This is a genomic window from Streptomyces tagetis (assembly GCF_018069565.1).
In the GTDB taxonomy this organism is placed as follows: Bacteria; Actinomycetota; Actinomycetes; order Streptomycetales; family Streptomycetaceae; genus Streptomyces; species Streptomyces tagetis.
On the sequence record NZ_JAGPNL010000001.1, the window covers coordinates 1098725 to 1119827 of the forward strand.

Genomic DNA, 21103 nt, shown 5'->3' on the forward strand with positions numbered 1-21103 from the left:
CGCTTAGTCGCCGGCCGGTGCCTCCCCAGGGACGGCACCGGCCGACGGCGGACCCGTACAGCAGACGCACTGCACCGCTTGCACACTGCACGAAGGGGAAGCCATGACAGCGACGACCGACGGAAGCACCGGGGCCGCTCCGCCGCCCCCCGCAACCGCGGCCAGCGAAGACGCCCTCACCATCCCCGCCGCGGCGGCCGGGGTACCAGAAGCCGCCGTCCGCGCCACCCGGCGTGCCACCGACTTCCTGCTCTCCCGGCAGGACGCCGAGGGCTGGTGGAAGGGCGACCTGGAGACCAACGTCACCATGGACGCCGAGGACCTGCTCCTGCGCCGGTTCCTCGGCATCTCGGACGAGGAGACCACGCGGGCCGCCGCCCTGTTCATCCGCGGCGAGCAGCGCCCGGACGGCACCTGGGCCACCTTCCACGGCGGCCCCGGCGAACTCTCCACCACCATCGAGGCGTACGTCGCCCTCCGCCTGGCCGGGGACGCGGTCGAGGCACCGCACATGGCCAGGGCCGCCGCCTGGGTCCGCGCCCAGGGCGGCATCGCCGCCTCCCGGGTCTTCACCCGGATCTGGCTGGCCCTGTTCGGCTGGTGGAAATGGGACGACCTGCCCGAACTCCCGCCGGAGCTGATCTACTTCCCGAGCTGGGTGCCGCTGAACATCTACGACTTCGGCTGCTGGGCCCGCCAGACCATCGTGCCGCTCACCATCGTCTCGGCGAAGCGCCCGGTCCGCCCGGCGCCCTTCCCGCTCGACGAGCTGCACACCGACCCGGAGCAGCCCCAGCCGCCCCGGCCGCTCGCCCCCGCGGCGAGCTGGGACGGCGTCTTCCAGCGGCTCGACAAGGCCCTGCACGCCTACCGCCGGGTCGCCCCGCGCCCGCTGCGCCGGGCCGCGATCAACACCGCCGCCCGCTGGATCATCGAGCGGCAGGAGAACGACGGCTGCTGGGGCGGCATCCAGCCGCCCGCCGTCTACTCCGTCATCGCGCTCCACCTGCTCGGCTACGACCTCGAACACCCCGTGATGCGCGCGGGGCTGGAGTCGCTGGACCGCTTCGCCGTCTGGCGCGCGGACGGCTCCCGGATGATCGAGGCGTGCCAGTCCCCCGTGTGGGACACCTGCCTGGCCACCATCGCCCTGGCCGACGCCGGGGTGCCCAGCGACCACCCGCAGCTCGTCAAGGCGGCGGACTGGATGCTCGGCGAGCAGATCGTGCGCCCCGGCGACTGGTCGGTGCGCAGACCCGGACTGCCGCCCGGCGGCTGGGCCTTCGAGTTCCACAACGACAACTACCCCGACATCGACGACACCGCCGAGGTGGTCCTCGCCCTGCGCCGGGTCGCCCACCACGACCCGGAACGCCTGGAGCGGGCCATCGGGCGCGGGGTGCGCTGGAACCTCGGCATGCAGTCGAAGAACGGCGCCTGGGGCGCCTTCGACGTCGACAACACCAGCACCCTGCCCAACCGGCTGCCCTTCTGCGACTTCGGCGAGGTCGTCGACCCGCCGTCCGCGGACGTCACCGGGCACGTCGTCGAGATGCTCGCCGTCGAGGGCCTCGCCCACGACCCGCGCACCCGGCGCGGCATCCGGTGGCTGCTGGACGAACAGGAGCCGGACGGCTCCTGGTTCGGCCGCTGGGGCGTCAACTACCTCTACGGCACCGGCTCCGTCGTCCCCGCGCTGACCGCGGCCGGGCTGCCCGCCTCGCACCCGGCGATCCGGCGCGCGGTGCGCTGGCTGGAGTCCGTGCAGAACGAGGACGGCGGCTGGGGCGAGGACCTGCGCTCCTACCGGTACGTCAGGGAGTGGAGCGGGCGGGGCACCTCGACCGCCTCGCAGACGGCCTGGGCCCTGATGGCCCTGCTGGCGGCGGGGGAGCGGGAGTCCCGCGCGGTCGAGCGGGGCATCGCCTGGCTCGCCGCCACCCAGCGGGAGGACGGCTCCTGGGACGAGCCGCACTTCACCGGCACCGGCTTCCCCTGGGACTTCTCCATCAACTACCACCTGTACCGGCAGGTGTTCCCGCTCACCGCGCTCGGCCGCTACGTCCACGGCGACCCGTTCGCCGGGCCGCAGCCGGCCGGTCGGTCCCGTACGGCGCAGCCCACCGGCGACACCCCGCGCCCCGGGCCGGCCCGCACCGGGCAGCCGCTCGTCGAGGTCAAGGGGGGCTGATGGCCCCCCAGCCCGCCCCGGCGCCGCTGCTGATCGCCTGCGCGCTCGGCATCGAGCACCTCGCCCTGCGCGCCGGCGACCGCGGCGGCGCCGGCGGGCCCGTCACCGTGCTGCGCACCGGCATGGGACCCCGGGCCGCCGAACGCTCCGTCGCCCGGGTCCTGGCCGACCCGGCCCTGGACGGCGCCGCCGTGCTCGCCACGGGCTTCTGCGCCGGACTCGCCCCCGGCATGCACCCCGGCGACCTCGTCGTCGCCGAGGAGACCCGGGACCCGCGCGGCACGGTCGGCTGCGTGGGCACCGAGCGCCTCGTCGCGGAACTGGTGCGGGCGGTGCCCGGCCGCACCGTCCACACCGGCCCGCTCACCGGCTCCGACCACGTGGTCCGCGGTGTGGAGCGCGCCGACCTCCTCGCCACCGGTGCCATCGCCGTGGACATGGAGTCCGCGGCCACCCTGCTGTGCGCGGTCCGCGCGGGCGCCCGGCCGGTTGCGGCCGTCCGGGTGGTCGTGGACGCCCCGGAACACGAACTGGTCCGGATCGGCACCCTGCGCGGTGGAATATCGGCGTTCCGAGTCCTTCGATCCGTACTCCCCGCTTTCTTCGAATGGCACCGATCCCTGCTGCTCCCCAGGAGGTGAGCCCAGATGGCCATGCCGCTGCGCCAGTCCATCAAGGTCGCTACGTATCTGGCCGAACAGAAGCTCCGCAGGCGGGACAAGTTTCCGCTCATCGTCGAGCTGGAGCCGCTGTACGCCTGCAACCTGAGCTGCGAGGGATGCGGGAAGATCCAGCACCCGGCGGGCGTGCTCAAGCAGCGCATGCCGGTCGCCCAGGCCGTCGGCGCGGTCCTGGAGTCCGGGGCGCCGATGGTCTCCATCGCCGGCGGCGAACCCCTGATGCACCCCCAGATCGACGAGATCGCCCGCCAGCTCGTGGCCAAACGCAAGTACGTGTTCCTCTGCACCAACGCCCTGCTCATGCGCAAGAAGATGGACAAGTTCACCCCCTCCCCGTACTTCGCCTTCGCGGTGCACATCGACGGGCTGCGCGAGCGGCACGACGAGTCCGTGGCGAAGGAGGGCGTGTTCGACGAGGCGGTGGCGGCGATCAAGGAGGCCAAGCGGCGCGGCTTCCGGGTCACCACCAACTCGACCTTCTTCAACACCGACACCCCGCAGACCATCGTCGAGGTCCTCGACTACCTCAACGACGACCTCCAGGTCGACGAGATGATGATCTCGCCCGCGTACGCCTACGAGAAGGCCCCCGACCAGGAGCACTTCCTCGGCGTGGAGCAGACCCGCGAGCTGTTCAAGAAGGCGTTCGCCGGCGGCAACCGGCGCCGCTGGCGGCTCAACCACTCCCCGCTCTTCCTGGACTTCCTGGAGGGCAAGGTCGACTTCCCCTGCACGGCCTGGGCGATCCCCAACTACTCGCTCTTCGGCTGGCAGCGACCCTGCTACCTGATGAGCGACGGCTACGTGCCGACCTACCGCGAGCTGGTCGAGGAGACCGACTGGGACAAGTACGGCCGCGGCAAGGACCCGCGCTGCGCCAACTGCATGGCGCACTGCGGCTACGAGCCCACCGCCGTCCTCGCCACCATGGGCTCGCTCAAGGAGTCCCTGCGCGCGCTGCGCGAGACCGTCTCGGGGAACCGGGAGTGACGGTATGACCGCCACGGACCTGGGCATCCCCGAGGTGCCGGCCCGGCCGTCCGCCGCGCGGCGAGAGTCGCGGCGGATCGAGGTCGGGCCGGTGCCCGTCGGGGGCGGCGCCCCGGTGTCGGTGCAGTCGATGACGACGACGCGGACGTCGGACATCGGTGCGACGTTGCAGCAGATCGCGGAGTTGACGGCGTCGGGGTGCCAGATCGTGCGGGTGGCGTGTCCGACGCAGGACGACGCGGACGCGTTGTCGGTGATCGCGCGGAAGTCGCAGATCCCGGTGATCGCGGACATTCATTTCCAGCCGAAGTACGTGTTCGCCGCGATCGAGGCGGGGTGCGCGGCGGTGCGGGTGAACCCGGGGAACATCAAGAAGTTCGACGACCAGGTGCGGGAGATCTCCAAGGCGGCCCGGGACCACGGCACCCCGATCCGGATCGGGGTGAACGCGGGCTCGCTGGACCGGCGGCTGATGCGGAAGTACGGCAAGGCGACGCCGGAGGCGCTGGTGGAGTCGGCGCTGTGGGAGGCGTCGCTCTTCGAGGAGCACGGTTTCCGGGACATCAAGATCTCGGTGAAGCACAACGACCCGGTCGTGATGGTCGAGGCGTACCGGCAGCTCGCGGAGCAGTGCGACTACCCGCTCCACCTGGGTGTGACGGAGGCGGGCCCGGCGTTCCAGGGGACGATCAAGTCGGCGGTGGCCTTCGGCGCGCTGCTCTCGCGGGGGATCGGGGACACGATCCGGGTGTCGCTGTCGGCGCCTCCGGTGGAGGAGATCAAGGTCGGCATCCAGATCCTGGAGTCGCTGAACCTGCGGCAGCGGGGGCTGGAGATCGTGTCGTGCCCGTCGTGCGGGCGGGCGCAGGTGGACGTGTACAAGCTGGCGGAGGAGGTCACCGCGGGTCTGACCGGGATGGACGTGCCGCTGCGGGTCGCGGTGATGGGCTGTGTCGTCAACGGTCCGGGCGAGGCCCGCGAGGCCGACCTCGGTGTGGCCTCGGGCAACGGCAAGGGGCAGATCTTCGTGAAGGGCGAGGTCATCAAGACCGTCCCCGAGTCGAAGATCGTGGAGACGCTGATCGAGGAGGCCATGAAGATCGCCGAACAGATGGGGCAGGACGGTGTGTCGGGGGAGCCGGCCGTCACCGTGAGCTGAACACCGCGGACCGAAGGGGGCCCGAGCGTGACGATTCTGGAGACCATCAAGGGACCACACGACCTGAAGGCGCTGCCCGAAGCGGATCTCGCCCGACTGCCGGGCGAGATACGGGAGTTCCTGGTGCACGCCGTCGCCCGGACCGGCGGGCACCTCGGACCCAACCTGGGCGTGGTGGAACTCACCGTCGCCCTGCACCGGGTCTTCGACTCACCCACCGACCGCATCGTGTGGGACACCGGCCACCAGTCGTACGTGCACAAGCTTCTGACCGGACGTCAGGACTTCTCCAAGCTGCGCGGCAAGGGCGGTCTGTCCGGCTACCCCTGCCGCGAGGAGTCCGAGCACGACATCGTCGAGAACAGCCACGCCTCCACCGCGCTCGGCTGGGCCGACGGCCTCGCCAAGGCCCGCCGGGTGCGCGGCGAGGACGGCCACGTCGTCGCGGTCATCGGCGACGGCGCCCTCACCGGCGGCATGGCCTGGGAGGCGCTGAACAACATCGCCGCCGCCAAGGACCGGCCGCTGATCATCGTCGTCAACGACAACGAGCGCTCCTACGCCCCCACCATCGGCGGCCTCGCCCACCACCTCGCCGCCCTGCGCACGACCGACGGCTACGAACGGATGCTGGCCTGGGGCAAGGACGTCCTCCAGCGCACCCCCGTGGTCGGCGGCACCGTCTACGACGCCCTGCACGGCGCCAAGAAGGGCTTCAAGGACGCCTTCGCCCCCCAGGGCCTCTTCGAGGACCTCGGACTGAAGTACCTCGGCCCCATCGACGGCCACGACCTGGGAGCCGTCGACTCCGCGCTGCGGCGCGCGAAGCGCTTCGGCGGGCCGGTCCTCGTGCACTGCCTCACGGAGAAGGGCCGCGGCTACGCACCCGCCCTCGACCACGAGGAGGACCACTTCCACAGCGTCGGCGTGATGGACCCGCTCACCTGCGCCCCGCTCACCCCCGCCGCACCCTCCTGGACCTCGGTCTTCGGCGACGAGATGGTCCGCATCGGCGAGGAGCGCGAGGACGTCGTCGCCCTCACCGCCGCCATGCTCCACCCGGTCGGCCTCGGCCGCTTCGCCGAACGCTTCCCCGACCGCGTCTGGGACGTCGGCATCGCCGAACAGCACGCGGCCGTCTGCGCGGCCGGCCTCGCCACCGGCGGACTCCACCCGGTCGTCGCCGTCTACGCGACCTTCCTCAACCGCGCCTTCGACCAGCTCCTGATGGACGTCGCCCTCCACCGCTGCGGCGTCACCTTCGTCCTGGACCGCGCCGGGGTCACCGGCACCGACGGCCCCTCCCACAACGGCATGTGGGACCTGTCGGTCCTCCAGGTCGTCCCGGGCCTGCGCATCGCCGCCCCGCGCGACGCCGGCCAACTGCGCGCCCAGCTCCGCGAGGCCGTCGCCGTCGACGACGCGCCGACGCTGCTGCGCTTCCCCAAGGAGGCGGCGGGGCCGGAGGTGCCCGCCGTCGGCCGGGCCGGCGCGATGGACGTCCTGCGCGCCGACGACCGCCCCGAGGTGCTCCTCGTCTCCGTCGGCGTGATGGCCCCCGTCTGCCTCCGGGCGGCGGAGCTGCTCGAAGCCCGCGGCATCGGCTGCACGGTCGTCGACCCCCGCTGGGTCAAACCCGTCGACCCGGAGCTGGCGCCGCTCGCCGCCCGGCACCGGCTGGTGGCCGTCGTCGAGGACAACAGCCGCGCCGCCGGGGTCGGCTCCGCGGTGGCCCTCGCCCTCGGCGACGCCGAAGTCGACGTACCGGTACGGCGGTTCGGCATCCCCGAGCAGTTCCTCGCGCACGCCAAGCGCGCCGAGGTGCTCGCGGACATCGGCCTGACGCCCGTGGAGATCGCCGGCCGGATCGGCGCGAGCCTGGCCGCCGCGGAGCGGTCCGGGGCCGGCCCCACCGCCCCGTCAGTCCAAGGAGAGAGCTGAATGACCAAGGAGTTCGACCTCGGCGCCCTCCTCGCCGAGCGCGGAGGCGAGCGCTACGAGCTGCACGACCGCCACCTCAACCACCAGCTCCCGCGCATGCTGCGCACCATCGGCTTCGACAAGGTCTACGAGCGGGCCGAGGGCGCCCACTTCTGGGACGCGGACGGCAACGACTACCTCGACATGCTCGCCGGGTTCGGCGTGATGGGCCTCGGACGCCACCACCCCGTCGTCCGCAAGGCGCTCCACGACGTCCTCGACGCCTCGCTGCCCGATCTGACCCGCTTCGACTGCGCGCCGCTGCCCGGACTGCTGGCCGAGCGGCTGCTCTCCTCCAGCCCGCACCTGGACCGGGTCTTCTTCGGCAACAGCGGGACGGAGGCGGTGGAGACCGCGCTGAAGTTCGCCCGGTGCGCGACCGGACGGCCCAGGGTCCTGTTCTGCTCGCACTCCTTCCACGGGCTGACCACCGGCTCGCTCTCCGTCAACGGCGAGGCCGGCTTCCGCGACGGCTTCGCCCCGCTGCTGCCCGACACCGCCGTCCCGCTCGGCGACCTGGACGCCCTCGCCCGGGAACTGCGCGAGGGCGACGTCGCCGCGCTGATCGTGGAGCCGATCCAGGGCAAGGGCGTGCACGAGGCGCCGCCCGGGTACCTGCGCGGCGCGCAGGAACTGCTGCGCCGGCACAAGGCGCTGCTCATCGCCGACGAGGTGCAGACCGGCCTCGGCCGCACCGGGAAGTTCTACGCCTACCAGCACGAGGAGGGCGTGGAACCGGATCTGGTGTGCGTGGCCAAGGCGCTCTCCGGCGGCTATGTGCCGGTGGGCGCCACGCTGGGCCGGGACTGGATCTTCCGGAAGGTGTACTCGTCGATGGACCGGGTGCTGGTCCACTCGGCCAGCTTCGGGTCCAACGCCCAGGCGATGGCGGCCGGCCTCGCCGTCCTCGCGGTGATGGAGAACGAGGAGATCGTCGCCAACGCCGCCGCCGTCGGCGAACGGCTGACCTCCCGGCTCACGGCGCTGGTGGACCGGTACGAGCTGCTGGCCGAGGTGCGCGGGCGGGGGCTGATGATCGGCATCGAGTTCGGCCGGCCCCGCTCGCTGCGGCTGCGCAGCCGCTGGACGATGCTCCAGGCCGCCCGCAAGGGGCTCTTCGCGCAGATGGTCGTGGTCCCGCTGCTCCAGCGGCACCGCATCCTGACCCAGGTCTCCGGCGACCACCTGGAAGTGATCAAATTGATCCCGCCGCTGATCATCGACGCCGCGGACGCGGACCGCTTCGTCGACGCCTTCACCGAGGTGATGGACGACGCGCACGAGGGCGGCGGGCTGATGTGGGACTTCGGCAAGACCCTGGTCAGGCAGGCGGTGGCCAACCGGTAGCGCCGAGCGGGCTGGGGCCCCTGCCGCCGGAGCTTGTCTGTGAGGCAAGAAAATTGCCTCGCGGGCAAGTTTCCGGCTGAATGGAGGCATGACCTCCGACACCGATCCGCCGGGAGGACCGCCGGGCGCGGTCCCCTCCGTGGTGGCGCCACGGCTGCGCGCCCTGCGCCGCCGGGCCGCCCTCACCCTGGAGGCCGCCGCCCGTGCCGCCGGACTGTCGCCCGCCCACCTCTCCCGACTGGAGACCGGGCAGCGCCAGCCCTCCCTGCCGATGCTGCTGTCCCTCGCCCGCGTTTATGGTACGACCGTCTCGGACGTGCTCGGCGAGACGACCGCGGAGCGCCAGGCGGTGGTACGCGCCGGGGACCACGAGCCGACGGTCGCCGGCGGCTGGACGTACTGGCAGGCCGGCGGGCCCGGCCGGGGGATGCAGGCGCTGCGCGTCCGGGTGCCGCACGGCGCCCAGGGCGACATCGTCCGGGTGCACCCCGGCGAGGAGTGGCTCTACGTCCTGCGCGGACGGCTGCGGCTGCGGCTGGGGGAGGCCGTGCACCGGCTCGGGCCGGGCGACAGCGCGCACTTCGACTCGCTGACCCCGCACCGGATCGCGGCCGAGGACAGCGACGGGGTGGACATCCTCTTCGTCCACACCCTCTTGCAGAGCCCGACGGCCGCGCTGTGCCTGGGGCCCGCCACCACGCTGATACACCACACCTTGGGAGAGACGTCATGAGCATGCAGGAGAGGTTCCCGCGCGCGCTGTGGGTCCGGCTCGTCATCTACATCGCCGTCGGGCACGTCTTCGGCGGGTTCCTCTACCTGCTGTTCGAGGTGGGCGGCAAGTAGCCGCGCGCGTGGGGCGGGTGGCTCAGTCCAGCATCCGCTCGCGCAGCCGTTCCCGGGTCTGCGGTGTGAGCCGCAGGCCCTTCTCCAGATACGTGTCGACGCCGCCCCAGGTCTCCTCGACGGTCTCGAACGCCGCCGCCAGGTACTCGGCGCGGGCGTCGAAGAGCGGGCTGAGCAGCTCCATCACCTCGGGGGAGTAGGCCGAGGCGGAGTCCCCGTTGCGGTGCACCTTGTAGCGGCGGTGGGTCGCGTTGGACTTCAGGTAGTCGTCGAGGACCGCCTCGCGCTCCACGCCGACGGCCAGCAGCGTGATCGCCACCGACAGGCCCGCCCGGTCCTTGCCCGCCGCGCAGTGCATCAGCGCGGGCACGCTGTCCTGCGCGAGCGCGTGCAGCACCCGGGAGTGCTCCGCCGTCCGCTCCCGGACGATCGACCGGTACGAGGCGACCATCCGGCCGGCCGCCTTGCCCTCGTCGAGGATGGAGCGGAGCTGGTCCAGGTCCCCGTCGCGCACCATCGTCCAGAACTCGGCCCCGTCGGCCGGGTCGCTCAGCGGCAGGTTCACATTGCGCACGCCGGGCAGCGCGACGTCCGGGCCCTCCAGCCGCTGGTCGGCCGCGTTGCGGAAGTCGAAGATCGTGTGCAGGCCCAGCGAGGTGAGGAAGGCGGTGTCCTCGCCGGTCGCGTGCGCGAGGTGCCCGCTGCGGAACAGCACACCGTGGCGCACCCGTCGTCCGTCCACCGTCGGCAGTCCGCCCACGTCACGGAAGTTGCGCACGCCTGCCAGCTCGGGTTCGGTCGACGGCACCTGCTGCGTCACGGGGGCTCCTCCCACTCCCGCCCGCCGGCGCTGCTCGACGGCGGACACGAGTCGACGATACGACATGCCCCGCCTGCGGGGACGAGTTGTCCACAGGGCACGGGGAGCGTGCCGCGCGTGCCCCGGCGGCCCGGACGCAACGCCCGGCGCGCGCCTGGCGCCCGGGGTGTGCCGGGGGGCGCGAAAGCGCTCCGGAGCGGCCGGGAGGGCGAGGAGCGGAGACGGTTCGCCCGACCTGGAGAGGTGATGGGCGGATTATCCCGATTGGCGCCTTGCTCCCAACTCGCCCTGGAGTAAAAGGTGCTGGAGCGGCGCCGCGTGAGCAGGCTCATACCCGTGACGGTGCGTTGTTCAGCATGCTCACGTAATCCGCCTGTGCCGCCGGGGGCTTGAGGGGATTCCCCCTCCCGCGATCCACGCAGGGTGACCGCTCCTACCCACATTGGATCATCCGAAACGCCCGCCCGGGGAACCGCTCGCTTGTTCCCCCGCGTCCCGGTCCCTTACGTTCACCACCGATCCGGGCGGACGCCTAATCCTGCCGCCGACCGGAGCCCGCACCCATCCACCACCCGTACCCGGCAGGAGCGGGGGACCCACAGGTATCACCGCCTGTTCCGGTTCCCGGAACGGCTAGGGGTCAAGCCGCGCCACGGCGCGGCCGGGCATCTCCAGCCCGCACCCGACAGCTCACCTCGCAGGCGCCGGAGAGGAATTCGTCATGCCCGCCAAGGGTAAGCACCGTCGTACCAAGGCCCAGCGCCTCACCCGTACCCTCGCCTTCGCCGGCACCGGCGGCGCCGCGCTCGCGCTTCCGCTGATGGGTGCCGCCGGCGCCCACGCCGCCCCCGCGCACTCCGTCGCGGAGCAGTCCGTGCGCTCCGTGCCGGCCGCCGTCAAGCCGTCCGCCGAGAAGGACTCCGCCCCCCGCACCTACACCGTGAAGCGGGGCGACCACCTCTCGAAGATCGCCGTCGAGCAGCACGTCAGCGGCGGCTGGAAGAAGCTCTACGCCGACAACCGCGAGGCCGTCGGCTCCGACCCGTCGCTGATCCACCCCGGTCTGAAGCTCTCGCTCACCGGCAAGCCCGCGGCGGCGCAGTCCTCGTCCTCCTCCGAGGGGTCGGCCTCCGCGAAGCCGGCCGCGCCGAAGCCGGCCGCCAAGCCCGCCGAGGCGCCGAAGCCGGCCGCCCCGGCGGCCACGACCACCACCGCGACGCCGACCCAGTCCACCGGCACCACCGGCGGCTACGTCTCGCCCGTGCCCGGCGGCGCGGTCGGCACCCCGTACCACCAGACCGGCAGCATGTGGTCGAGCGGCTACCACACCGGCACCGACTTCGTGGTGCCGACCGGCACCTCGCTGAAGGCCGTCGGCTCCGGCACCGTGGTCTCCGCCGGCTGGGGCGGCGCGTACGGCAACCAGGTCGTCATCAAGCTCGCCGACGGCCACTACGCCCAGTACGCCCACCTGTCCTCGATCTCCGTCTCCGCCGGCCAGAGCGTCACCGCCGGCCAGCAGATCGGCCTGTCCGGCGCCACCGGCAACGTGACCGGCCCGCACCTGCACTTCGAGATCCGCACCACCCCGAACTACGGCTCGGACATCGACCCCGTCGCCTACCTGCGCTCGCACGGCGTCTCCCTCTGACGGACGCGCTCCGGCGCACGCGCACCGCACCGCCGAAGGCCGGACCCCGCACCCCGGGGCCCGGCCTTCGGGTGTCCTGCCGCCGTAGGACACCCGGTCGCTTATTCCGGATCGGACGGCTCTCGTGGCGTGGTGTTTCTCACCGACCGTCAACCCCTTCCTACGGTCGCGTAGGTCACAATCCACCGTGAATCATGGGCCGGTGTGGCAGACGATTCGAAGAATGAGCACAGAGCGGTGATCGGGTCGTACGTGGCGGTGGGGGACAGCTTCACCGAGGGCGTCGGCGACCCCGGACCCGACGGGGCGTTCGTCGGCTGGGCGGACCGGGTCGCCGTCCTGCTCGCGGACCGCCGCCCCGAGGGCGACTTCACCTACACCAACCTCGCCGTGCGCGGCAGACTGCTCGACCAGATCGCGGAGGAACAGGTCCCCCGGGCCGTGGAACTCGCCCCGGACCTGGTCTCCGTCTGCGCGGGCGGCAACGACATCATCCGTCCCGGCACCGACCCCGACGAGGTCGCCGAACGGTTCGAGCGGGCGGTCGCCGACCTCGCCGCAGCGGCCGGCACCGTCCTGGTGGCGACCGGCTTCGACACCCGCGGCGTCCCCCTCCTCAAGCACCTGCGCGGCAAGATCGCCACCTACAACGGGCATGTCCGGGCCATCGCCGACCGGTACGGCTGCCCGGTCCTCGACCTCTGGTCGCTGCGCGGAGTCCAGGACCGCCGGGCCTGGGACGCCGACCGGCTGCACCTCTCGCCCGAGGGCCACACCCGGGTGGCGCTCCGCGCGGGCCAGGCGCTCGGCCTGCCGGTGCCGGCCGACCCCGACCAGTCGTGGCCGCCGCTGCCGCCGCGCGGCACCCTCGACGTCCGGCGCGACGACGTGCACTGGGCGCGCGAGTACCTGGTGCCGTGGATCGGCCGCCGGCTGCGCGGCGAGTCCTCCGGGGACCACGTCACCGCCAAGGGGACGCTGTCGCCGGACGACATCAAGACGCGGATCGCCTCGGTGGCGTGAGAGCGCGCCCGGCGGCGGGACCGCCGGCCGCCCGCGTCGCTCACCGGCCGCCCGCGTCGCTCACCGGCCGCCGGTGCCGGCGGCGGGCGGCGCGTCGGCCAGGTCGCAGGAGTCGCGGAACCCCTGGCTGGTCAGACCGAGCGCCGAGTTGAGGCGGGAGCGCAGGTTCTCCACGGCGACGACGGCCGTCAGCTCGACGAAGGCCGGTTCGCCCAGCCGGGTCCGCAGCCGCCCGGCGAGGTCGTCGCCGACGGCCGGCGGGGTCGCCGTCATCGCCTCGGCGTACTCCAGCACATCGCGTTCGAGCGGCGAGTACAGGTCGCTCTCCCGCCACACCGGCACCGCCTGGAGCCGGGCGCGGTCCACGCCGTGGCCGACGCTCTGCCAGTAGCCGAAGTCCATGCACCACGAGCAGCCGATCGAGCCCGCCGCGGCCAGCTCCGCGAGCGCCTTCAGCCCGGGATCGAGCCGGTTCCAGCGGGCCACCGACTGCTCGAAGCGCAGATCGCTCCAGAGCACCCGCGGGTTGTGCGCGAGCGCCTTGCCGGGATCGAGGACCTTTCCGTACGTACGCCGGGAGTACCACTCCATCGCCCGGAAGAAGAGCGTCCGGGGCGGGGTCAGGGATACGCGGGCCATGGTGACCACCCTCCAGTGCGTCGCTGGTGCTGCCTTCCGTCGTCCGGGGACACCCGGGGGGCGCCCCGCCGGTACGACGAGGGAGACCGGGGCGTGTGTGACATCCGGCCCCGCCCGGCCGGGCCCGCGCCCGCCCGTCCTTACGAAACGATCACCTCGTCATACCCATAATGAAAGTCTGACCTACTTTTCCTGGAGGTGCCGTGGCCGACTTCCGTCCCCCGCGTTCCGGACTCGGCGTGCTGCGGCCGGCGTCCTTCGGAGTAGACCCCGACGGTGAGCGCATGGACCGTATCCGCAGGTCACCGCATTACCGCGACGGCGTCTTCCTGAACCCCGGCGGTCCCGCCCGCACCCGGCCCTCCGGATCGGCGCGGGACGCCGCCAAGGTCTTCCTCGGCCGCGAGTCACGGCTCGCCCGCGCGCCCCGGGGCACCGTGCCGGTGCACGCCACCACCGTCGCCGACCTGGCCCGGCCGCCCGCCGGCGGGCTCCGGCTGACCTGGATGGGCCACTCCAGCGTGCTCGCCGAGATCGACGGACACCGGGTGCTGTTCGACCCGGTGTGGGGCGAGCGCTGCTCCCCGTTCCCCTTCGCCGGGCCCCGGCGGCTGCACCCGGTCCCGCTGCCGCTGGCCGCCCTCGGCCCCGTCGACGTCGTCGTCATCTCGCACGACCACTACGACCACCTGGACCTGCCCACCATCAAGGCGCTGGCCCGCACCGACACCCTCTTCGCGGTGCCCCTCGGCGTCGGCGCCCACCTCGAACACTGGGGGGTCCGGGCCGACCGGCTGCGCGAACTGGACTGGCACGAGTCGGCACGGGTCGGCGACCTCACCCTCACCGCCACCCCGGCCCGCCACTTCTGCGGTCGCGGACTGCGCAACACCCAGCACACCCTGTGGGCCTCCTGGGTCGTCGCCGGGCCGGACCACCGCGTCCACCACAGCGGCGACACCGGCTACTTCGACGGCTTCCGGGAGATCGGCGCCGCGCACGGCCCCTTCGACGCCACCATGATCCAGATCGGGGCGTACGCGCCGTTCTGGCCCGACATCCACATGACGCCCGAGGAGGGGGTCCGCGCCCACCTCGACCTCCAGGGCGGGGGACCGGCGGGCGTCCTGCTGCCGATCCACTGGGGCACCTTCAACCTGGCCCCCCACCCGTGGGCGGAGCCCGGCGCGTGGACCCTCGCGGCGGCGCAGGCGGTCGGACAGCGGGTGGCCCTGCCGGTGCCGGGCCTGCCCTTCGAGCCCGGCGGCGACGTGCCCCGCGACCCCTGGTGGACCGGCCTGGAACGCCTCCCCCACCACGACTGGCCCGTCCCCCGCCTCACCCCCGGCCCGACGGCCACCCCGGGCCTGGACCTGGTGGGCGAGGACTGACCCGCCCGGCGCCGGTCGGTCCTCGCCCACCGCGCCGCGGTCAGGCGGCGGGCGCGGTGGTCCAGCCCGGTTCGATCCAGGCCGCCCGGCCGGGCAGCCCCAGCCGGAACCGGGCGCGCACCTGGGCCCCCAGCTCGTAGGCGACCGTGCCGAAGGTGCGCATGGGCCAGCCCGGACGGCCGCTCATGCACACGGGCACGGTGTCGTCCTCCAGCAGCCGTTCCAGTCCGGCCGTGCCCTCCGAGGGCCCCATCGCCCGCTCCAGGAAGTCCAGCCGGGCCCGCGAATCGCCGATCCGGCCCTCCGCCCGCAGCTCCTCCAGTGCGACGGGGTCGACGTCCGTATTGGCCAGCGGGTGGTTGGTGTGCACCAGCCGCCCGGCTCCCGGGGCGAGCCAGGGGACCACGCCGCCCGCCGAGCACTCGACGCTGTCCAGCCCGCCCGCGTCCGCCACCGCGTAGTGCTGGCCGCTGGCGTGCGGCACCGAGGAGAGGAAGGCCAGCGCCTCCTGACGCGTGCGGCCGGCCAGCGCACCCCGGATCACCGCCGCCACGGGCAGCCCGCGCGGCCCGCCGTGCAGCATGCCGAGGGTGTTGACGCAGACGGCGACCCCCGCCGCGTTCACCCCCGTCAGCCCGATCAGCCCGGCCGCGCTGAGCACCAGTTGCTCGGGCCCGTCCGCCGGCCGCAGCCGCAGCACGATCTGCGTGCCGTCCATGGAGGGCGGCAGGTCCATGTTCTGCGCCAGCCGCGTGCCGTCGGCGGCGCGTTCGCCGAGCACGCTGCATCCCGCCCGGCGCCGGTGCCGCCGCCCCAGCCACCACTGCTCGTCCATGCAGTTGTAGGCGACGACGTCCTCGAAGGGCACCGCCGCGCCCTCGGCGATCCCCCGCAGCTCGTCGGCGAGGTCCGGCACCAGACGCCGCAGCGTCCCGGGCAGGGGCGAGGTGTGCACCAGCCCGGCGGCCCCGCCGCCGACGTCCGCGCGCCAGCGGTCGAGCGCCGCGCGCACGGCTTCCCGTGCCTGCTCCCCGTGGGCCCGGCCCCGCTCCCGGCCGGTGCCCGCGCAGTCGACGACCGTCATCGCAGCTCGGCCTCGATCTCGACGACCATGCGCTCGTAGGCGAGGTACGGCAGTCCGACGAGGGTGAGCGCGCAGGAGTGGTCCCCGAGCCGCTCCCGGACGACCCGGCGCACCGTGGCCGCGTCGGCCGCGTCCGTGTGCCGGTAGAACGCGACGAGCCGCAGCACGGAGCGGGCGCCCAGGCCGAGTTCGGCCGCCACCTTGAGGATGTTGTCCACGCTCGTGGCGGTCTGTGTCGCGAGGTCGTCCGGGTCGATGACCGAGGCGTCGGGCGCCAGCGAGACCTGTCCGCCGACGAAGACCGTGCCGGCCGCGCCGATGCCGTGCTTGTAGGGCAGGTGGAACGGCCAGTCCCAGTGCCCGGCCGGCCACGACTCGCTGCGCAGGCCCAGACCGCGGGCGCCCCGGACGGCCAGCGCGCGCAGCAGGATTCTGGCCCGGCCCGGCAGGGAACCGACCGGGATGCCGGTGGTGGCCGGACCCGGCTCCGTGAACCGGCGGGCGCGCTCGCGGGCGTTGACCGCCCAGCCCTCCGCGGTGCCCTCCGCCCGGTAGAACACGTCGAAGCGGACGGCGTCGTCCCACCCGGCGCCGTGGGCGGCCAGCAGCCCGGCGACCCGGTCCATGACCTCGTCGGTCTGCGTCACCATGTCGTCGTCCGTGTCGGCGCACTGGCCCGCCACCGCGACCAGCACCCCGGCCTCGGCCGAGTGCGGGAAGCGCCCCGCGTCCCCGGCGACGACCGGCTCGGCCGCCGACACCCCCTGGAGCACGAACGGGTTCCCCTCGTCCAGGGCGCCGGGCAGGACCGGGACCGCCGTCAGGCAGGGCCGCGCCCCGGACGGCAGGACGTCGGCGAGCACCGCGCGGACCTCCTCGGCGCCGATCAGGACGGGATCGTGGACGACGTCGAGGACGAGCAGGCTGTCGAGGCCCCTGCCGTGCGCGGCGAGCGCGTCGGCGAGGCGGTCGGCCTCGCGGCGGGCGTGGTCCGCCGGTCCGAGGCCGGCGGACCCCGCGGTGTCCCGGCCGGTCGCGGGAACGTGCGGTCCGGTGGACTCCGCGCCGAGGAAGACCAGGCCGTCCATGGCCCGGCGTACGGACTCGGAGGCCGGCTCGGTCGATCGGGGGTCTGTCATGGGAGGGGACTCCTTCGGGGATCAGCGGGTACGGGATGCGGTGCCGGTCCCGGGAACGGGACCGGAGGCCGGGGCGGCGGCGGACGTGCCGCCGGCGGGATCGGCGTCCGGCGCCCCGGCGCGGCGGCGCAGCGCGAGCACGCACCACAGCGACAGCGCGCAGAGCGCGGCGAGGAACAGCAGCGCCAGGTACGGGCGTTCGCCGCCCGCCGCGTACAGCACGGGGACGATGACCGGGGTCAGCGCGCCGGAGGTGAGCGCCGCCAACTGGCAGGCCATGGAGACGCCGCTGTAGCGGACGCGGCGCGGGAACAGGTCGACCAGCAGCCGGGCCATCGGCCCGTAGTGGGCGCCGGTCGGCACGGCCATCAACGCGGCGGCCAGCACCACCAGGACGAGCACGTCGCTGCGGGCGGCCAGGAACCACAGGGGCGCCACCACCGCCGCCGACGCCAGCCCCACGACGACGACCCGCGAGGTGCCCAGGCGGTCGGCGACCCGGCCCGCGGCGAGCGTGCAGGCGATCTCGAAGGCCGCCGCGACGCTGAGCAGGTTGAGCGCCCGCCCCTCGTCCATGCCGCCGGCCGCGGTCGCGTGGACCAGCCAGAACGAGGAGGTGACGTAGTAGCCGCCGGTGGCGACCACCATCGCGCCGGCCGCCAGGAGGATGGTGCCGCGGTGCCGGCGCAGGGCCTCCACCAGCGGGGCCGAGGAGATCTCGTCGTCACGCCGCATCTCCTGGAAGGCGGGCGACTCGTCCACCGTGGAGCGGATCAGCAGCCCGATCACCACGAGCGCCGCGGAGAAGAGGAACGGATAGCGCCAACTGCCCCCGCTCAGCGGCCCGCCCACGGAACCGGCGGCGACGAACATCAGCGACGACAGCAGCGCGCCGATCGACGAGCCGACCTGGGTGAAGGCCCCGTAGAAGCTGCGCCGGCCGGCGGGGGCGTGCTCGACCGCCATCAGCGCGGCACCGCCCCACTCGCCGCCGACGGCGATGCCCTGCACCAGGCGCAGCAGCACCAGCAGGACGGGCGCGGCGGCACCGACGGTCGCGTACCCCGGCAGCAGGCCGATCCCCGTGGTGGCGACGCCCATCACCAGGATGGTGACGACCAGGGTCGCCTTGCGCCCGACGCGGTCGCCGAAGTGGCCGAAGAGGAGCGCTCCGATCGGCCGTCCCACGTAGCCGAAGGACGTGGTGCCGAAGGAGACGACCGTGGCCAGCAGCGGGTCCATGTCGTCGGGGAAGAACACGGCGGGGAAGACCAGCGCGGCGGCCGTGGCGTAGATGAAGAAGTCGTACCACTCGACGGTCGTGCCGATCAGCGAGGCGGCGGCGGCTCTGCGCGACGCGTCGTCGCCGCGGGCCCGGGGGGAACTGTTCACGCGGGAACCTTCTGTGGGAGCGAAGCGGCGCCACCGCTGGGCACGCGCCGGGAGGCGCGCGCCGCGGCGACCGGGACAGGAGGGCCCCCGGCTCAGGTGGTGCCGGGGCCCGTCCGCTGGGAACACTTTCGGCCATGGCCCGCTATGCGGACCAGTGCCAATTACTTTGACGATGTATGCCGTGGCGGCATACTCGCAGGATGGAGCTGCGGACCCTCAGATACTTCGTCGCCGTCGCCGAGGCCGAATCGGTCAGTGCCGCGGCCGAACGGATCAGCATCACGCAGCCGGCGCTCTCCCGGCAGATGAGGGAACTGGAGCGTGAGCTGAAGGTCGTCCTCTTCGACCGGCGGACCGGACGGCTGCGCCTGTCGGCGGCGGGGAGGCAGTTCCTCGACCACGCCCGGGACGTCCTGCACAGCGCCGACGTGGCCGTCGGGGCGGCCGAGACGATCTCCGCCGGACGGCTGGTACGGGTCACCATCGCGGCACCCAGCACCACCCTCACCGACGTGGTCGCGCCCTTCATCGCCACCTTCGGGCCCGGCGACCCGCTGCCCTCCGTGGTGGAGACCGACGGACCCAAGGCCCTGGAGACCCTCTACCAGGGCACCGACCTGGCCCTGGTCACCCACGCCCCGCCCGCGCAGTGGCGTTCGCTCGCCGTGGCCGTCTTCCCGATGTTCGCCTACGTGCCGCCGGACCACCCGAAGGCGGCACACCGGGTGCTGGACCTGCCGGAGCTGCTGGCGGACCGGCTGATCCTGCTCGACCACTCCTTCCGCCCGAGGCTGGTGCTCCAGGAGGCGCTGACCGCGCGGGGGCTGATGCCGCGGGACGTGGTGGAGTGCGGGAATGCCCAGGTCGCCCAGGCGCTCGCCGCGGCCGGCCGGGGGGTGGCCGTGGTCTCCGACGACCCCCGCTTCGGGCTGGTGGGCGTCCCGCTCACCGCGGGCGGGGCCCCGCTCGGCATCCGCCTCTTCGCCGCCTGGGACCCGGCCCACCACGCCGCCGGGCTGCTGGCCGACATGGCCCGCAGGCTCCAGGACCACTGCGTGGCGCGGTACGGGACCGGCGTCCTGCCCTGACCGCTGCCGGGGCCCGCGTCAGCACCCCGGGGCCGGGTGGGCGCCCTTGTGGCCGAGGACGATCCGGTTGGCGGTGGGCTCGGCGACCGGCAGGACCGGGCTCGGCGCCAGGTCGTCCAGGCCGGCCGCGCCCTCGCAGCCGGTCCTCGCCGAAGGTGAGGACCACCTGGAGGCCGGCCCCGGGGAAGCGGGCGGCGTGCTCGGTGGCGGCGGCGACGATCGCGGCGAGCCCGGCCTTCATGTCGCTGCTGCCGCGCCCGCGCGGCTCGCCCTCGTGGATGTCGCCGCCCAGCGGGTCGAAGGACCGGCCGCAGGCGTCCGCGGGGACCGTGCCGAGGTGGCCGGTGAGGTGAGGGGCGTACCGGTGCCCGTCCGGGCGGACGGGTTGGCCCGGCCCGGCCGGCCCTCCCGGACGGTGACCGCGAAGCCCGCCTCGCGCAGGAGCGGGGCGAGGAGGTCGGCGGCGCGCTTCTCGTGGCCGGCCCGGGTGTCCGTACGCGCGAGCCGCTGCCCGAGGGTCACGGGGTCGAGCACGCGGGGTCTCCTGTCAGGCGTGCGGCGGTATGGCGGAGCCCCGGATGACCAGGTGCAGGGGGAGGACCTTCTCCACCCGCGCCGCGTCGGGGGCGTCGATGCGGGCCTGGACGACCTCCAGCGCGGTGCGCGCCAGTTCCGCGACGGGCTGCTGGACGGTGGTCAGCTTGGGCCGCAGCCACTCGCCGACGCGGATGCCGTCGCAGCCCACCACGGACAGGTCCTCGGGGATGCGCAGTCCGTGGAGTTCGGCGCCGGCGAGCATGCCGACGGCGACGATGTCGGAACCGGCGAAGACCGCGGTCGGCCGCCGCTCGGCCCGGGTGAGGTAGGGGAAGACGCTGGCGCCGAAGTGCTCGGTGTACGGGCCGTGCAGGACCAGGTTCTCGTCGACGGCGAGCCCGGCGTGCTCCATGGCGTCGCGGTAGCCGCGGTGGCGGTCGCGGGTGGTGGACAGCTCCGGGGGGCCCGCGACGTGCGCGATGTGCCGGTGGCCGAGCTGGGCGAGGTAGGACGTGGCCTGGTAGGCGCCGCTGTAGTTGTCGACCGAGATGGCGTCCGCCTGGGAGGTGCCCGCGATCTCCTCGTCCAGGACGACCACCGGCAGCCCGTCCTCGATCGCCTCGATCAGCCGCGGGTTGCTCCGGTGGATGCCGACGTAGATCATCCCGTCGATCGCGTCGGAGCCGGCGACCAGATCGCTCAGGCTCCGCTCGCGCCGGGCCTGCTGGCCCGTGACGCCCACGACGAGTTCGACGTCGCTGGCCGCCGCCGCGTCGGCGATGGCCTCGGCCAGCTCCGCGAAGAACGGGTTGAGCAGGTCGGGGACGACCAGCGCGATGATCGGGTTCCGGGTGCGGCGGGAAGCCGCCTGGGCGGCGGCCGGGACCACGTACTCCAGCTCGCGTACCGCGGAGTCGATCCGCGCGGCGGTCTCGGGGTTCACCTTCAACTGGCCGCGCAGATAACGCGAGGCCGTCGAGACCGAAACTTGCGCACGTTGCGCAACGCTCGTCAACGTCACCGGATTGCCCCTCTCCCGCTCGCGGCCCTCAGTGTAACGAGAAAATTCCCCTCCTTTCCCCATTGACGTGAGCGAAACGTGAACCTAGCGTTTGCGCAACAGCAAGCACAACGTTGCGCAAAGTG

19 protein-coding genes, 1 pseudogene and 1 riboswitch are annotated in these 21103 nt (G+C 73.5%); of the genes and pseudogenes, 12 read left to right on the forward strand and 8 right to left on the reverse strand.

Annotation, left to right across the window (positions count from 1 at the left end; translation table 11 throughout):
* The first annotated feature begins 103 nt into the window (after window positions 1-103).
* The 8 genes from shc to J5Y05_RS04720 all read left to right on the forward strand — a co-directional run bounded on the left by shc (window position 104) and on the right by J5Y05_RS04720 (window position 9193).
* Window positions 104-2191, forward strand: a complete 2088-nt coding sequence (gene shc, locus J5Y05_RS04685) for a squalene--hopene cyclase (RefSeq protein WP_247614032.1) — start codon at window positions 104-106, stop codon at window positions 2189-2191.
* Entirely contained in the window at window positions 2191-2832 is a 642-nt protein-coding gene (locus J5Y05_RS04690; protein ID WP_210868450.1) for a phosphorylase family protein, read from the forward strand. The genes shc and J5Y05_RS04690 overlap by 1 nt, the downstream gene beginning before the upstream one ends.
* A gap of 6 nt (window positions 2833-2838) precedes the next feature.
* Window positions 2839-3861 (forward strand): adenosyl-hopene transferase HpnH, encoded by a 1023-nt coding sequence (gene hpnH / locus J5Y05_RS04695; RefSeq protein WP_210868451.1) that lies wholly within the window; start codon window positions 2839-2841, stop codon window positions 3859-3861.
* A gap of 4 nt (window positions 3862-3865) precedes the next feature.
* Complete coding sequence (ispG, locus tag J5Y05_RS04700; RefSeq protein ID WP_210868452.1) at window positions 3866-5020, forward strand: flavodoxin-dependent (E)-4-hydroxy-3-methylbut-2-enyl-diphosphate synthase; 1155 nt, start codon at window positions 3866-3868, stop codon at window positions 5018-5020.
* 27 nt (window positions 5021-5047) lie between these two features.
* Window positions 5048-6961, forward strand: a complete 1914-nt coding sequence (gene dxs / locus J5Y05_RS04705; protein WP_210868453.1) for a 1-deoxy-D-xylulose-5-phosphate synthase — start codon at window positions 5048-5050, stop codon at window positions 6959-6961.
* Window positions 6962-8347 (forward strand): aspartate aminotransferase family protein, encoded by a 1386-nt coding sequence (locus J5Y05_RS04710; RefSeq protein WP_210868454.1) that lies wholly within the window; start codon window positions 6962-6964, stop codon window positions 8345-8347.
* A gap of 88 nt (window positions 8348-8435) precedes the next feature.
* A complete protein-coding gene (locus J5Y05_RS04715; protein WP_210868455.1) occupies window positions 8436-9080 on the forward strand; it encodes a helix-turn-helix domain-containing protein in 645 nt (214 codons plus the stop codon).
* On the forward strand, window positions 9077-9193 hold the full coding sequence (locus J5Y05_RS04720; protein ID WP_078856281.1) for a DUF6126 family protein: 117 nt from the start codon (window positions 9077-9079) through the stop codon (window positions 9191-9193). Before J5Y05_RS04715 ends, J5Y05_RS04720 begins: the two co-directional genes overlap by 4 nt.
* A 22-nt stretch (window positions 9194-9215) precedes the next feature.
* Here the strand turns inward: J5Y05_RS04720 and J5Y05_RS04725 are convergent, their stop codons facing one another.
* On the reverse strand, window positions 9216-10013 hold the full coding sequence (locus J5Y05_RS04725) for a tyrosine-protein phosphatase (RefSeq protein WP_210868456.1): 798 nt from the start codon (window positions 10011-10013) through the stop codon (window positions 9216-9218).
* A 559-nt stretch (window positions 10014-10572) separates the two neighbouring features.
* Window positions 10573-10730, forward strand: a riboswitch (cyclic di-AMP (ydaO/yuaA leader).
* A 4-nt stretch (window positions 10731-10734) separates the two neighbouring features.
* Between J5Y05_RS04725 and J5Y05_RS04730 the strand changes: the two genes are divergently transcribed.
* Window positions 10735-11664 (forward strand): M23 family metallopeptidase, encoded by a 930-nt coding sequence (locus J5Y05_RS04730; protein WP_210868457.1) that lies wholly within the window; start codon window positions 10735-10737, stop codon window positions 11662-11664.
* A 237-nt stretch (window positions 11665-11901) separates the two neighbouring features.
* A complete protein-coding gene (locus J5Y05_RS04735) occupies window positions 11902-12687 on the forward strand; it encodes an SGNH/GDSL hydrolase family protein (RefSeq protein ID WP_210868458.1) in 786 nt (261 codons plus the stop codon).
* A 60-nt stretch (window positions 12688-12747) separates the two neighbouring features.
* Here the strand turns inward: J5Y05_RS04735 and J5Y05_RS04740 are convergent, their stop codons facing one another.
* Window positions 12748-13326 (reverse strand): carboxymuconolactone decarboxylase family protein, encoded by a 579-nt coding sequence (locus J5Y05_RS04740; protein ID WP_210868459.1) that lies wholly within the window; start codon window positions 13324-13326, stop codon window positions 12748-12750.
* A gap of 203 nt (window positions 13327-13529) precedes the next feature.
* Here J5Y05_RS04740 and J5Y05_RS04745 point away from each other — a divergent pair, with 203 nt between their 5' ends.
* The gene (locus J5Y05_RS04745; RefSeq protein ID WP_210868460.1) at window positions 13530-14717 is read left to right on the forward strand and encodes an MBL fold metallo-hydrolase; all 1188 of its coding nucleotides are present in this window, start codon (window positions 13530-13532) and stop codon (window positions 14715-14717) included.
* A 40-nt stretch (window positions 14718-14757) separates the two neighbouring features.
* Here the strand turns inward: J5Y05_RS04745 and J5Y05_RS04750 are convergent, their stop codons facing one another.
* Genes J5Y05_RS04750 through J5Y05_RS04760 form a run of 3 tightly spaced genes read right to left on the reverse strand, consistent with a single transcriptional unit; the run spans window position 14758 to window position 18332 of the window.
* A complete protein-coding gene (locus tag J5Y05_RS04750) occupies window positions 14758-15801 on the reverse strand; it encodes a C45 family autoproteolytic acyltransferase/hydrolase (RefSeq protein WP_210868461.1) in 1044 nt (347 codons plus the stop codon).
* A complete protein-coding gene (locus J5Y05_RS04755; RefSeq protein WP_210868462.1) occupies window positions 15798-16940 on the reverse strand; it encodes a RidA family protein in 1143 nt (380 codons plus the stop codon). Before J5Y05_RS04755 ends, J5Y05_RS04750 begins: the two co-directional genes overlap by 4 nt.
* Window positions 16941-16961: 21 nt before the next feature.
* Window positions 16962-18332: an MFS transporter gene (locus J5Y05_RS04760; protein WP_210868463.1), complete on the reverse strand. Its 1371-nt coding sequence runs from the start codon at window positions 18330-18332 to the stop codon at window positions 16962-16964.
* 200 nt (window positions 18333-18532) lie between these two features.
* Here J5Y05_RS04760 and J5Y05_RS04765 point away from each other — a divergent pair.
* A pseudogene (locus J5Y05_RS04765) lies at window positions 18533-19375 on the forward strand (LysR family transcriptional regulator); the annotation flags it as partial.
* On the opposite strand, the gene J5Y05_RS32575 reads toward J5Y05_RS04765, so the two are convergent.
* From J5Y05_RS32575 to J5Y05_RS04775, 3 genes are read right to left on the reverse strand one after another with little or no spacing between them, the layout of a single operon-like run.
* Window positions 19278-19712 carry a hypothetical protein gene (locus J5Y05_RS32575; protein WP_372450474.1) on the reverse strand — a complete coding sequence of 145 codons (435 nt, stop codon included), beginning with the start codon at window positions 19710-19712 and terminating at the stop codon, window positions 19278-19280. The pseudogene J5Y05_RS04765 and the gene J5Y05_RS32575 overlap by 98 nt on opposite strands.
* A complete protein-coding gene (locus tag J5Y05_RS04770; RefSeq protein WP_210868465.1) occupies window positions 19658-19954 on the reverse strand; it encodes a hypothetical protein in 297 nt (98 codons plus the stop codon). Before J5Y05_RS04770 ends, J5Y05_RS32575 begins: the two co-directional genes overlap by 55 nt.
* A gap of 13 nt (window positions 19955-19967) precedes the next feature.
* Window positions 19968-20978: a LacI family DNA-binding transcriptional regulator gene (locus J5Y05_RS04775; RefSeq protein WP_210868466.1), complete on the reverse strand. Its 1011-nt coding sequence runs from the start codon at window positions 20976-20978 to the stop codon at window positions 19968-19970.
* Window positions 20979-21103 lie beyond the last annotated feature (125 nt).

Excerpts from the sequence above, each read along its gene's own strand:
- shc (WP_247614032.1), top strand. The coding sequence starts at position 104 with ATGACAGCGACGACCGACGGAAGCACCGGGGCCGCTCCGCCGCCCCCC.
- J5Y05_RS04690 (WP_210868450.1), top strand. The coding sequence starts at position 2,191 with ATGGCCCCCCAGCCCGCCCCGGCGCCGCTGCTGATCGCCTGCGCGCTC.
- hpnH (WP_210868451.1), top strand. The coding sequence starts at position 2,839 with ATGGCCATGCCGCTGCGCCAGTCCATCAAGGTCGCTACGTATCTGGCC.
- ispG (WP_210868452.1), top strand. The coding sequence starts at position 3,866 with ATGACCGCCACGGACCTGGGCATCCCCGAGGTGCCGGCCCGGCCGTCC.
- J5Y05_RS04710 (WP_210868454.1), top strand. The coding sequence starts at position 6,962 with ATGACCAAGGAGTTCGACCTCGGCGCCCTCCTCGCCGAGCGCGGAGGC.
- J5Y05_RS04715 (WP_210868455.1), top strand. The coding sequence starts at position 8,436 with ATGACCTCCGACACCGATCCGCCGGGAGGACCGCCGGGCGCGGTCCCC.
- J5Y05_RS04720 (WP_078856281.1), top strand. The coding sequence starts at position 9,077 with ATGAGCATGCAGGAGAGGTTCCCGCGCGCGCTGTGGGTCCGGCTCGTC.
- J5Y05_RS04730 (WP_210868457.1), top strand. The coding sequence starts at position 10,735 with ATGCCCGCCAAGGGTAAGCACCGTCGTACCAAGGCCCAGCGCCTCACC.
- J5Y05_RS04740 (WP_210868459.1), bottom strand. The coding sequence starts at position 13,326 with ATGGCCCGCGTATCCCTGACCCCGCCCCGGACGCTCTTCTTCCGGGCG.
- J5Y05_RS04750 (WP_210868461.1), bottom strand. The coding sequence starts at position 15,801 with ATGACGGTCGTCGACTGCGCGGGCACCGGCCGGGAGCGGGGCCGGGCC.
- J5Y05_RS04755 (WP_210868462.1), bottom strand. The coding sequence starts at position 16,940 with ATGACAGACCCCCGATCGACCGAGCCGGCCTCCGAGTCCGTACGCCGG.